The organism is Streptomyces sp. CS113, from assembly GCF_002188365.1.
In the GTDB taxonomy this organism is placed as follows: Bacteria; Actinomycetota; Actinomycetes; order Streptomycetales; family Streptomycetaceae; genus Streptomyces; species Streptomyces tendae.
Map to the genome: position 1 here is coordinate 1,871,194 of NZ_KZ195574.1, position 12,175 is coordinate 1,883,368.

General features: G+C 74.0%; 10 protein-coding genes. 3 read left to right on the forward strand and 7 right to left on the reverse strand.

Translation table 11 applies throughout. The annotated features are described in order from the left end of the window. Nucleotides 1-35: 35 nt before the first annotated feature. On the forward strand, nucleotides 36-1,100 hold the full coding sequence (locus B9W62_RS08095; protein WP_087806520.1) for a DUF2637 domain-containing protein: 1,065 nt from the start codon (nucleotides 36-38) through the stop codon (nucleotides 1,098-1,100). Nucleotides 1,101-1,377: 277 nt separating this feature from the next. Here the strand turns inward: B9W62_RS08095 and B9W62_RS08105 are convergent, their stop codons facing one another. The 3 genes from B9W62_RS08105 to B9W62_RS41195 all read right to left on the reverse strand — a co-directional run bounded on the left by B9W62_RS08105 (nucleotide 1,378) and on the right by B9W62_RS41195 (nucleotide 4,755). Next, the gene (locus B9W62_RS08105) at nucleotides 1,378-1,776 is read right to left on the reverse strand and encodes an ATP-binding protein (protein WP_087811815.1); all 399 of its coding nucleotides are present in this window, start codon (nucleotides 1,774-1,776) and stop codon (nucleotides 1,378-1,380) included. Between the two features lie 143 nt (nucleotides 1,777-1,919). Then, a complete protein-coding gene (locus B9W62_RS08110) occupies nucleotides 1,920-3,662 on the reverse strand; it encodes a pyruvate dehydrogenase (protein WP_087806521.1) in 1,743 nt (580 codons plus the stop codon). Nucleotides 3,663-3,690: 28 nt separating this feature from the next. Continuing rightward, a complete protein-coding gene (locus tag B9W62_RS41195) occupies nucleotides 3,691-4,755 on the reverse strand; it encodes a protein phosphatase 2C domain-containing protein (protein WP_373433672.1) in 1,065 nt (354 codons plus the stop codon). Between the two features lie 1,178 nt (nucleotides 4,756-5,933). Between B9W62_RS41195 and B9W62_RS08120 the strand changes: the two genes are divergently transcribed. Both B9W62_RS08120 and B9W62_RS08125 read left to right on the forward strand, forming a co-directional pair. Next, the gene (locus tag B9W62_RS08120; RefSeq protein ID WP_087806523.1) at nucleotides 5,934-6,917 is read left to right on the forward strand and encodes a helix-turn-helix domain-containing protein; all 984 of its coding nucleotides are present in this window, start codon (nucleotides 5,934-5,936) and stop codon (nucleotides 6,915-6,917) included. A 72-nt stretch (nucleotides 6,918-6,989) separates the two neighbouring features. After that, complete coding sequence (locus B9W62_RS08125) at nucleotides 6,990-7,472, forward strand: DUF456 domain-containing protein (protein WP_087806524.1); 483 nt, start codon at nucleotides 6,990-6,992, stop codon at nucleotides 7,470-7,472. Here the strand turns inward: B9W62_RS08125 and B9W62_RS08130 are convergent. The 4 genes from B9W62_RS08130 to B9W62_RS08145 form a co-directional block, all read right to left on the reverse strand. Next, nucleotides 7,435-7,959, reverse strand: a complete 525-nt coding sequence (locus B9W62_RS08130) for a methylated-DNA--[protein]-cysteine S-methyltransferase (RefSeq protein ID WP_087806525.1) — start codon at nucleotides 7,957-7,959, stop codon at nucleotides 7,435-7,437. The two genes, B9W62_RS08125 and B9W62_RS08130, sit on opposite strands and share 38 nt — an antisense overlap. Further along, on the reverse strand, nucleotides 7,956-9,467 hold the full coding sequence (locus B9W62_RS08135; protein ID WP_373433673.1) for a DNA-3-methyladenine glycosylase 2 family protein: 1,512 nt from the start codon (nucleotides 9,465-9,467) through the stop codon (nucleotides 7,956-7,958). The genes B9W62_RS08130 and B9W62_RS08135 overlap by 4 nt, the downstream gene beginning before the upstream one ends. 21 nt (nucleotides 9,468-9,488) lie before the next feature. After that, nucleotides 9,489-10,589 carry a ribosome small subunit-dependent GTPase A gene (gene rsgA, locus B9W62_RS08140; RefSeq protein ID WP_087806527.1) on the reverse strand — a complete coding sequence of 367 codons (1,101 nt, stop codon included), beginning with the start codon at nucleotides 10,587-10,589 and terminating at the stop codon, nucleotides 9,489-9,491. 248 nt (nucleotides 10,590-10,837) lie between these two features. After that, nucleotides 10,838-12,157, reverse strand: a complete 1,320-nt coding sequence (locus tag B9W62_RS08145) for a radical SAM protein (RefSeq protein ID WP_087806528.1) — start codon at nucleotides 12,155-12,157, stop codon at nucleotides 10,838-10,840. Nucleotides 12,158-12,175 lie beyond the last annotated feature (18 nt).

The following is a 12,175-nucleotide window of genomic DNA, read 5'->3' on the forward strand; positions in this document are numbered from 1 at the left end:
GGCGTTACGCCCTATCCCACTGCAAGGGACCCCTGATGAGATTGACCGACATATCGCTGAACTGGCTGCTTCCGGGCGCCGTGCTGCTCCTGGGCATGCTGGCGGCGGTGGCGGTGCTCGCGCGCGGCAAGCGTTCCTCGGGGAAGGACGCGGGCGCCGACGACTCGTGGGAGCGCATGGAGGAGCGCCGCCGGCGCAAGGAGGCCCTCTACGGCACCTTCTCCTACGTCCTGCTCTTCTGCTGTGCCGCGGTCGCCGCGGCGCTCTCCTTCCACGGTCTGGTCGGCTTCGGCGAGCAGAACCTCGGCCTGAGCGGCGGCTGGCAGTACCTGGTCCCGTTCGGACTCGACGGCGCGGCGATGTTCTGCTCCGTCCTCGCGGTGCGCGAGGCCAGCCACGGTGACGCGGCGCTCGGCTCGCGGATACTCGTGTGGGCCTTCGCCTTCGCCGCGGCCTGGTTCAACTGGGTGCACGCGCCCCGCGGTCTGGGTCACGCGGGTGCCCCGCACTTCTTCGCGGGCATGTCCCTGAGCGCGGCGGTGCTGTTCGACCGGGCTCTGAAGCAGACCCGCCGGGCCGCCCTGCGCGAACAGGGCCTGGTGCCGCGTCCGCTGCCGCAGATCCGCATGGTCCGCTGGCTGCGCGCGCCCCGGGAGACGTACCGCGCCTGGTCGCTGATGCTCCTGGAGGGTGTGCGCAGCCTGGACGAGGCGGTCGAGGAGGTGCGCGACGACCGGCGCCAGAAGGAGGAGAAGAAGCTGCGGCGCCGCGAGCAGGAGCGCCTGGAGCGGGCGCAGCTCAAGGCGATCAGCCGGGGCCACGGCCACCGGGGCTTCCCGGGCCGCGGCGGCCGTCAGGTCGAGGTCGAGGTGCAGCAGGTCGAGCGGGGCTCGGAACGCGCCACCGCGGAGCCTGCCATATCGACCCCGGAGCAACTGCCCGCAGGAAGCCGGCGGCCCTCGCTGCAACCCGTGCGGAGCGGGTCTGAGCAGATGACGGTGGAGACCGTGGACCTCACCGCGGAGGACGACACCCAGGCCCTGCCGCGCCTGGACTCCCTGGAGCGCAAGCTCAAGGACCTGGAGCAGCAGTTCGGCTAGGGGGTGTCGTTTGGATCAGGCCGGCCGCGGCCGACGGTGCCTTGTGGCCGACCCGAGCGGGGTCTGGTGCGTGCAGCTGCAAGGCGGAGGAGGGCGACAACGCGGAGCGTTGGCAACCGACGACAACGCCGCAGATGTGCGTGCCAGACCCCGCGACCCCGGCAAGATCCAAACGACACCCCCTAGGGCGCACGCCCCGCACACGGTGCGGCGACGCGAGCGAGGTGCGCGACGCACACGACGTACGGATGAGCCGAGGCGCCGGGTTTCCGGCGCCTCAGGCCGCTTCCGCGTCCGCCTCCGCGCCCAGTTCGAACCAGACCGACTTGCCCACCGCGCAGGGCCGTACGCCCCAGTCGTCGGCGAGTGACTCGACCAGCACCAGTCCCCTGCCGTTGGTGCTCTCCTCCCGCGGTGCGCGCGGCCGGGGCCGGGGCCCGTGGCCCACGAAGTCCCGTACCTCGACCCGCAGGGCGCGCGGCCCGACCGTCGCGGTCAGGACCGCGCCCTCCTCGGTGTGCACGAGCGCGTTGGTGACCAGCTCGCTGGTGAGCAGCTCGGCGACCTCCGACTGCCCGGGCCCGCCCCAGTGCCGCAGCAGCTCACGCAGCGCCCGCCGGGCCTCGGGCACCGCCCGCAGGTCCGCCCGGCCGAGCCGCTGCCTGAGCTGTGGCATCGTCTGCTCCTTCATGTCCCCCGTCGGCGCGCTGATGTCGGCTCCCCCCGTCTGTCCCGCTCCGGTCGAACATCTTCACGGGGAAAGCCTTGCCCGTTCGGACCCTCGCCAGTCATCCGGTTTTGGACCGGCTGTCCGTACGGTCACGGGCGGGGGACGTTGCGCAGGTTCGAGCGGGCCATCTGGAGCATGCGTCCGACGCCGCCGTCCAGGACGATCTTCGAGGCGGACAGGGCGAAGCCGGTGACCATGTCGGCACTGATCTTCGGCGGGATGGACAGGGCGTTGGGGTCGGTGACCACGTCGACGAGGGCGGGGCCCTTGTGCTTGAACGCCGCCTTCAGCGCCCCGGCCAGGTCCTTGGGCTTCTCCACCCGCACGCCGAAGGCGCCGCAGGCCTCGGCGACGGCGGCGAAGTCGGGGTTCTTGTTGGCCACGCCGTGCGAGGGCAGGCCCGCGACGAGCATCTCCAACTCCACCATGCCGAGCGAGGAGTTGTTGAAGAGGACGACCTTCACCGGCAGGTCGTGCTGGACGAGGGTGAGGAAGTCGCCCATCAGCATGGTGAACCCGCCGTCGCCGGACATCGACACGACCTGCCTGCGCCGGTCGGTGAACTGGGCGCCGATCGCCATCGGCAGCGCGTTCGCCATCGAGCCGTGGGAGAAGGAGCCGATGATGCGGCGGCGGCCGTTGGGCGAGATGTAGCGGGCGGCCCAGACGTTGCACATCCCGGTGTCGACGGTGAACACGGCGTCGTCGTCGGCCATTTCGTCCAGCAGGGCGGCCACGTACTCGGGGTGGATCGGGACGTGCTTGTCGACCTTGCGGGTGTACGCCTTGACGACGCCCTCCAGCGCGTCGGCGTGCTTCTTCAGCATCCGGTCGAGGAAGCGGCGGCTCTTCTTCTCCTTGATCCGGGGGATCAGGCAGCGCAGCGTCTCCCGGGCGTCGCCCCACACCGCGAGGTCCAGCTTGGAGCGCCGGCCCAGGTGCTCGGGCCGGACGTCGATCTGGGCGATCTTCACGTCGTCGGGCAGGAAGGCGTTGTACGGGAAGTCGGTGCCGATCAGGAGCAGCAGGTCGCACTCGTGGGTGGCCTCGTAGGCGGCGCCGTAGCCGAGCAGCCCGCTCATGCCGACGTCGTACGGGTTGTCGTACTGGATGAACTCCTTGCCCCGCAGGGCGTGCCCCACGGGTGCCTTGAGCTTCCCCGCGAACTCCATGACCTCGGCGTGCGCGCCCGCGGTTCCGCTGCCGCAGAACAGGGTGACCTTGTCGGCGTCGTCGATCATCCGCACCAGCCGGTCGATCTCCTCGTCGCCGGGGCGGACGGTGGGCCGGGAGGTGACCAGGGCCGTCTCGGCGGCACCCTGCGGGGCGGGCTCGTCCGCGATGTCGCCGGGCAGCGAGACGACGCTGACACCGCCCTGGCCGACGGCGTGCTGGATGGCGGTCTGGAGCAGCCGGGGCATCTGCTTGGGGCTGGAGATCAGCTCGCTGTAGTGGCTGCACTCGCGGAACAGCTGGTCGGGGTGGGTCTCCTGGAAGAAGCCGAGCCCGATCTCGCTGGACGGGATCTGGGAGGCCAGGGCGAGGACGGGGGCCATGGAGCGGTGGGCGTCGTAGAGCCCGTTGATGAGGTGGAGGTTGCCGGGTCCGCAGGAGCCGGCGCACGCGGCGAGCTTTCCGGTGATCTGCGCCTCCGCCCCGGCGGCGAAGGCGGCGGTCTCCTCGTGCCGGACGTGCACCCATTCGATGCCGGAGTGGCGGCGCACGGCGTCCACGACGGGGTTGAGGCTGTCCCCGACGACTCCGTAGAGGCGCTCGACCCCGGCACGGGTGAGGATGTCGACGAACTGTTCCGCGACGTTCTGTTTGGCCATGGGTCCAGCTATGCCACAGCGCGCGGTCTCACGCCTCCCAAACGGCGGCGGCCGTACGGTCGTCCGCGTATCCCTTGACCCGCACACCGCTGTCGGCGAGGAACTCCCCCGGTCCGGGCGCCGGGCGGCCCGCCCACCGCCGCGCGAGGAGTTCGCCCAGCCCGGGCTCGCTCAGCAGCGGCTCGGCGAGGCCCGCGGTGCACATCAGGAGCACGTCACCCGGGCGGGCTACGGAGGCCCGGAAGCGGAAGGGCTCGCGCGACGGCTCGGCGGGCGGGCCGTCGTACGGGCCCGGGGGCGTGGTGATGCCGAGGTCCATGGTGAGCCGGTCGCCGTCGGGCGTCTCGCTCGGCGCGTCGCCGGGCGGGCCGCCGAACACGCCTCTGGGCGCCGACCCGAAGCCGAGCACGGGCTCACCGGCGACGTCGCCGACGTCCGGCTCCATGTCCTGCCAGGCGCCGTCGCGCAGCCGGAGCAGTCCGCCCGCGCCGACGCCGAAGAACACCCGGGTGCGGCACTCGGGGTCGGCGGGCAGCAGCAGGCAGCGCAGGGTGGCCGCGTACTCGTCCGGGGCGAGGCCCTGTGCGGCGGCGCCGGCCCGGAGCCGGCCGAGGCTGCGGTCGGTGAGGCGGTGCAGGCCGGACTTCAGGTCGCCGCGCCGGGCGGCCCGCAGGTCCTCGGCGAGCCGCGCGTGGCTGCGGCCCACGGCCCGCCCGATCCACCGGCACACCTCGGCGGCCGCCCGGTGCGCACCCGCGGTGGCGCGGGCGCCGGTCGCCATGGCCACCAGGACCAAAGCCTGCTCACCGGCGCCGAACCGGGCGACGAGCAGCGCGTCGCGCCGCGGCTCGCCCCGGTAGCGCGCGGAGTCCCCGCGCACGGAGACGGCCCGCAGCGTGCACGTCCCGTACCGGGCGCCCTCCAGCACGGTGTCCGGGACCAGTCCGTCGAGGCCGTCGGGATCGGCGGGCGGCAGCGCGGTGGGCTCGGCGTCGTAGGTGGGCGGCCCGCTGCCGACGTAGTCGCGGTGCCCGCCGTCCGGGGCGTCCGCCGTGGGGAGGAACGGCGGCGGCAGCGGAGGCAGGTCGGACACGGTCCGGGGCGGCGGGCCCGGGTCGGGCGGTTCGGTGAGGTCGGCGGCGCCGGTCCCCGAGGTGGTCAGCCCACGCGGGCCACGGCCCGGCCGCCGCCCGCCGGGCCCCGGCGACGCCCCGGGCGCACCGTCACCGCCCCCGGACCCGACCGCCGCGGGCGGTACGGCCCCGTCCCCTCGGCCTCCCGGCGACGCGGCGCCGGCAGACCCCGGGCGCGGCCCCGGCGGAAAGCTCACCGGACCCGTCGGCCCCCCGGACGGCGGCTCCCAAGGAGCCCTCGGCCCCGGCGGGCCCGCGGGGCGGGAGGGAGCACCGGGCGGTACGCCGCCCCGACGCCCACCGGACCGCTGAGGCGACGCGGTCTCCTCCGCACCGGAGGTCTCCCCGGCCGTCCCGGCACCGGCCCGCCCGCCCAGCGGCGACGCGCCCCCGGAGGCCCCCGGCCCTGGCCCGGGCGGGAAACTCACCGGACCCGTCGGAGTCGCGGGCGGTGGCTCCCAAGGAGCCCTCGGCCCCGGCGGAGCGTGGTCGCCGGTCTTGGGCGGGCCCGTGGGCCCCGGCGGGATGTCGTCGCCGGGTGGCGCGGTGCGGGGGCCGGGGACGGTGGAGGACTGCGGCCGGGACCACCAGGGCCGGCCCGGTTCGGGCGCGGTGGGGTCCGACCCGGGTGGGTTCGTCGCGCGGCCGGCGCCGGGGTCCGCTTCGCGGGCCACCGTTCCCGACGCCGAGGCGAAGCGGTCGTCCAGGGAATCGGGTGCGGCCGTGGGGCCGGTGTCGTCGGTGGAGTCGTCGTACAGCTGCCCCCACCAGTCGTCCTCAGGACCGGTGGGACCGGTGGGACCGGTGGGCCTTCCCCCCTGCTGACTCATGCTCCTGATTGTCCACCGACGGCGCCGGATGAAAACGGGGCATCGGAAAATTCGGGCGGACCGGCGTGCGCCGGGCGGCGTGTCGGGGGACGCGTCGAACAGTCCTCCGACGTCGCACCGTCCTGCGAGGTGGGGTGGCCGAGCGGCCCCACCCCCCACGGGAGGACCGCCCGGCGACGCCACCTTGGCAGAGTGACCGGCGGTACGGCGATGATGTCCCGAGGCGGGTTTGCGCCGTGGCCGTTTTCCGCCACGGCCGTCCCGCACGGCTGGTGACGATCATCGTTCTCGGGGAGGGGCGACGCCTGATGCTGGGAGTGCTGGGGCTGGAGGACACGCACGAGGCGGCGTACCGGGCGCTGGTGTCGGTGGGCGCGGCCGACGTGCCCGATCTGGCGCGGCGGCTGGCGCTCGGCGAGCGGGACACCGAGCGCGCGCTGCGCCGCCTGGAGCAGACCGGGCTGGCCGCCCAGTCCTCGGCCCGCCCGGGACGCTGGGTGGCGGCCCCGCCGGGCGTCGCGCTGGGCGCCCTGCTCACCCAGCAGCGGCACGAGCTGGAGCGGGCGGAGCTGGCCGCGGCGCTGCTGGCGGAGGAGTACCGGGCGGCGGCGGCCGAGCCCGCGGTGCACGACCTGGTGGAGGTGGTGACCGGCGCCGCGGCCGTCGCCCAGCGCTTCCTCCAGCTCCAGCTCGGCGCGAGCGAGGAGGTGTGCGCCCTGGTCACCGACAGGCCGGTCGCCGTGACCGGTATGGAGAACGACGCGGAGGAACAGGCCACCGGGCGCGGGGTCCGCTACCGCGTGGTGGTCGAGCGGTCGGTCCTGGACCTGCCGACCGGCATCACCGAGCTGACCACCGCGCTGGGCCGCGACGAGCAGGTCCGGGTCGTGGACCGGGTGCCGACCAAGCTGGTCGTCGCCGACCGCTCCCTCGCCCTGGTGCCGCTCACCGCGCACTCCTCGGAGCCCGCCGCCCTGGTGGTGCACTCCAGCGGCCTGCTGGAACTGCTGTCGGGGCTGTTCGAGGCCGTGTGGCGGGACGCCCTGCCGCTGCGTCTGGGCGGGTCCGGCGTGACCGAGCACGGACCGGACGCTCCCGACGACACCGACCTGGAGATCCTCTCCCTGCTGCTCGCCGGACTGACCGACGCGAGCGTGGCCAAGCAGCTCGACCTGGGCCTGCGGACCGTGCAGCGACGGGTGAAGCGCCTGATGGAGCTGACCGGGGTCACCACCCGGCTCCAGCTGGGCTGGCACGCGTACGAACGGGACTGGGTGGGCAGAAAACTCTGATCCGAGTCCCTTCCCGGGCTCCGGCCGCACGCGAGTTCTGCGGACCCGGCCGGACTCCTGCACCCTGGACAGATGGGAGCGTGGGACCTCCTGCTGGCCGGCCTGGTCATTCTGCTCGGGCTGTGCGGCGTCCTGCTGCCCGGCGTGCCCGGGGCGTGGCTGGTGTGGGCCGGGGTCCTGTGGTGGGCGCTGAAGGATCCGCGGCCGCTCGCGTGGGCGGTCCTGGTCGGCTCCACCGTCGTGCTGCTGCTGTCCCGGGCGGTGCGCTGGGCGCTGCCGACCCGCAGGAGACGCCGCGACGAGGCGATGCGCCGGCTGACGGCCTACGCGGGCGCGGGCGCCGTCCTCGGCTTCGTCCTCGTCCCGGTGCTCGGCGCGATCCCGGGGTTCATGGGCGGCATCTACCTCGCCGAGCGGCTGCGGCTCGGGCGGCACGGCGAGGCGATGGCGTCGCTGCGGACGGCGATGCGCCAGGGCGGCGCCGACCTGCTGACCGAGCTGTTCGCCTGCCTGCTGATCACCGGAGCGTGGCTGGGCGCCGTACTGGCCGGCTGACCGGTGCGCCCTCCAGCGACAGCAGCCGCGTCTTGCGTTCCAGTCCGCCCGCGTACCCGGTCAGGGAGCCGTCGGCACCGATCACCCGGTGGCAGGGGCGCAGGATCAGCAGCGGATTCGCGCCGATCGCACCCCCGACGGCGCGGACCGCGGGTCGCGAGGCCCCGATACGTGCGGCGATCTCGCCGTACGTCGTCGTCGCCCCGTAGGGCACGTCGTCCAGGGCGGCCCACACCCGCTCCCGGAAGGCGGTGCCCTCGGCACGCAGCGGCAGCCGGAACTCCGTCAGCTCCCCGGCGAAGTAGGCGCCGAGCTGCTCCTCGGCCGCCCGGAAGGGCCCGGGGTCGTGGAGCCAGCCTTCCTGGACGCTCCGGCCGCCCTTCTGTCCGGGCACGGAGAGGGAGGTGAGGGCGCCGTCGGAGGCGGCGGTGAGGAGCAGCCGCCCGACGGAGCTGTCCATCTCGTACCAGTGCGTCGTGGTCGTCATCGGTCGTTCTCCCACTCTCCTGCTGCGCGCAGGTGGTTCAGTGCGTACGAGCGCCAGGGGCGCCAGGTGTCGGGGACGGCCGCGCCGGGCGGGGCGGCGTCCGGGTCACCGAGGGCGCGGGTGCGCACGACGGCGACGGTACGGGCGTCCAGGCCGGGCACGGCGAGCAGGGCGCGCTCGGCGTCGTCCCGGTCGGCGCCCGGGTCCAGGCGTACGGCGCCGTCGGCGAGGGCGGCGGCGAGCGCGCCCGCGGTGCCGTGCGGCGCGGCTTCGGCGAGGACCGCCGGTTCGGGGAAGAGGTGGGTGAGGGTGCCGCAGGGCGCGTCGAGCACCTTGCCGTACCGCTGAACGAGCCGCTCGGCCTCCGCGCGCCCCACCAGGGCCCGTACGGCCAGTTCGTCGGGGTCGGCGGTGCCCGGTGAGCGCAGTCCGGGGCGGGCCGCGACCAGCGGGGCGAGCCGGGGGTCGGCGCCGAGCCGCTCGTCGACGGCGTACGGATCGGCGTCGAGGTCGAACAGCCGCCGCAGCCGCTGCACGGAGGTGGTCAGGTCGCGGAGGTCGGTGAGGTGGAGGCGGGCCTCCAGCCAGCCCCCGCCGCCGGCGCCGGGCCCGCCCTGCCGCCCCGGCCGCCCCGCTGCCTCCTGGACGGCGACGATGCCGGTGCCGTACGGCAGGCGCAGGGTCCGCCGGTAGACGCGGCGGCCCAGGTCGCCGCTCACCTCCTCGACGCCGGCGACGGCCTCCCGCTGGAGCAGGTCGAAGACGGGGCCGGACTGGTAGGGCCCCCGGTGGGCGAGCCGCAGCGGCACACCGGCCGAGGGCGTGGCCGTGCGCCGGGCGGCCCGGTCGCGGGCGGGGGCGGCGGCGCGCAGCTCGCTCGGGGTGGCCGCGTACACGGCGCGGATCGTGTCGTTGAACTGCCGCACGCTGGCGAACCCGGACGCGAAGGCGATCTCGGTGACCGGCAGGCCGGTGGTCTGAAGCAGGACGCGCGCGGTGTGCGCCCGCTGGGCGCGGGCGAGGGCCACGGGTCCGGCGCCCACCTCGGCGGTGAGCTGCCGCTGCACCTGGCGGGCGCTGTAGCCGAGCCGGACGGCGAGTCCGGCGACGCCCTCGCGGTCGACGACGCCGTCGCCGATCAGCCGCATGGCCCGGCCGACGACGTCGGCGCGGACGTTCCAGTCCGCGGAGCCCGGCACGGCGTCGGGACGGCACCGCCGGCAGGCCCGGAAGCCCGAGCCCTGCGCGGCGGCGGCCGTCGCGAAGAACCGCACGTTGCGCCGCTTCGGGGTGACCGCGGGGCAGCTGGGCCGGCAGTAGATGCCGGTGGTCTCGACGGCGAAGAAGAACGCGCCGTCGAACCGGGCGTCCCGGCTCCGCACGGCCTCGTACCGGACGTCCTCGTGCGCGTCCGCGTACTCCGTTGTCCGCACTGTCTGCACTGTCTGTGGTGTCACGCCGTCCAGTCTCCGCCAGACCGGAGGACCGGGCTGGCGGAAATCGGACATGGCGTCGGTGTGGCCGCCGGGCTACCGCAGGCCGCCCCGCTTGGCCTCCATGGCCGCCTTGCCGATGGCGCCCCGGCGCTTGAACTCCTTCCGGATCTCGGCCCGTGCCCGGGCGTCGGTCTTGGCGACGATGCGCTGGTTCTCTCGCATCAGCTTGCGGTAGCTCTCCAGCCGCCGCTCGGGCAGCGCGCCGCTGTCGATGGCGGCCAGGACGGCGCAGCCCGGCTCGCTGTCGTGGGCGCAGTCGTGGAACCGGCACTCCTCGGCCATCTCCGCGATCTCGGCGAACACCTGGTCCACCCCGCTGCCCGCGTCGAAGAGCCCGACGCCCCGCAGCCCGGGGGTGTCGATCAGCACGCCCCCGCCGGGCAGGGCGAGGAGGTTGCGGGTGGTGGTGGTGTGCCGGCCCTTGCCGTCGACGTCGCGGGTGGCCTGGACGTCCATGGCGTCCTCGCCGAGCAGCGCGTTGGCGAGGGTGGACTTGCCGGCGCCGGACTGGCCGAGCAGCACGGCCGTGCCGCCGGAGACGACGGCGGCGAGCACGTCGAGCCCCTCGCCCCGCTCGGCGCTGACGGACAGCACCGGCACACCGGGCGCGGCGGTCTCCACGTCCTGGACGAGGTACGCCAGGGTCACCGGGTCGGGCACGAGGTCGGCCTTGGTGAGGACGACCACGGGCTGCGCCCCGGACTCCCAGGCGAGGGCGAGGAATCGTTCGATCCGGGCGAGGTCCAGCTCGACCGCGAGCGACACGGCGACGATCGCGTGGTCGACGTTGGCCGCGAGGATCTGCCCCTCGGACCGCTTGGAGGAGGTGGAGCGCACGAAGGCGGTACGGCGGGGCAGATACGTCCGTACGTAGCGCGGGTTGCCGTCCGGTTCGACGGCGACCCAGTCGCCGGTGCAGACGACGCGCAGCGGGTCGTGCGGCGTGACGAACGCGGTGTCGGCGCGCAGCACGCCGTCCGCGGTGACGACGTCGCACTGCCCGCGGTCGACCCGGACGACCCGGCCGGGCAGCAGCCCTTCGGCGGCGTACCGCGCGAACGCGTCGGCCCAGAAGTCGTCCCAGCCGAAGGAGGACAGGGCGGAGTAGCTGGAGTTGGAAGACGTGGAAGTCAAGGGGTGACCCTTCGGGGTGCGGCCCCGGCGCGAGAACTCAGGGAGCGGCTGAGATCAGCCGGTGGCCGCGGAGGTGGACTCGATGGACTCCTGGATGCGGGCAGCGCCCGTCACAGTGACAGCCATTGGTCGACACCTCCTCGGAAAAGACCCCTGTCGGCGGCCGCTGGGGCCGCCGCTCGGACATCGGTCACCTTAGCCGCGCACCCGAGGGCCGCGCCACCGAATAACCCCGGAACCCCGTTCGCTCACACCTCCACGGGCGCGTCCGCCGGCAGGCTGTCCATGAAGGAGCTGACCGAGAAGACCGCGTTGCCGGCGCCGGGCGGGCCGTAGCCGGGGGGCGAGGAGAGGCCGAAGTCCTCCATGGTCTGGCGGTAGGCCTGGAGCAGGCGGATGTGGTACTCCAGCGGGGCGCCGTCGGGGTTGGTCTTGCCCAGCGGGGTGGTGGGCTCGGGGCACCAGGTGGTGAAGCGGGGCGTGATGCCGTGCGACATGAAGAAGCGCAGGCCCTCGGTGGTGGAGTCGATGGCCTCGTCGACGGTCTTGAAGCCGAAGGGCTCGGCCATCTCCACGCCCGCGACGAAGTTGGGGATGACGTTGCGGGCGCCGAAGACCTCGGTGGAGTCCAGGATGCGCTTGTGCCACTCGTCGCGGCCGACGTAGCGCTCCTTGCCGGGGCAGTACATCTTGAACAGGTACTCGTCCCACACCTCGAAGTTGGGGTGGTAGATCTGCACGCCGTAGTCCTTGAAGCGCTGGACGTCCGCCTTGGGCAGGGCCTGGGCGACGACCTTGCCGATCCAGCGGCCGGGGAAGTGCTCCTCGATGGCCTTGGCGTACCGGCCGTAGAAGTCGGCCTCGTCCAGGCCCTGGACCTTGGAGGTGATCGCGCCGCCGGTGAGCGTGTACGCGGTGGAGATCTTGGCCGTGTCGTACTTGTCGATGATCTCCAGGGCCTCGAGGACCTCGTCCACGTCCTTGACGCCCGTGTACGGCCGCCCGGCCGCCTTGTGCTGGCGCCAGTTGTGGTTGATGTCGCAGTACTGGCACTCCTCCTTGGCGCCGAAGTACTGGCAGACGCGGAACGCCGTCAGGTAGATCAGGTAGCCCCACTGGATGGTGGGGGCCACCTCCATGACCGACTTCCCGTTGGAGAGCTTGTGCCGGTAGTACTCGGGCATGGGCGGCACGCCGACGTCGGCGATCCGCCTGCCGTCCAGGTAGAGGCCGAGGACGCCCTCGTCGTCCGCGGCCACCCGGTAGGGCGAGGCCGGGTTCACGCGGACCGAGACGACGGTGCGGCGCAGGTCGTAGGGGCCGCCGGTGAGGATGATCTCCTCGGGCGGGCGGCGCAGCGCGGCCTCGCCCAGTTCGGGCAGGGTGCCGTGGTCGAAGGAGAAGATGAAGTACGACTTCGGCTTGACCTCGCCCGACTCGTTGTCGCTCAGCGCCGAGGGGTCGAAGGCGACACCGCCGCGCAGCAGGTCCTCCTTGAAGACGGCCTCGCGCGGTACGTGCGGGAACCGCTCCATCAGATCCTCGACCAGCGCGGTACGGCTGTCCATCCCGTGTCTCCTCCCGGG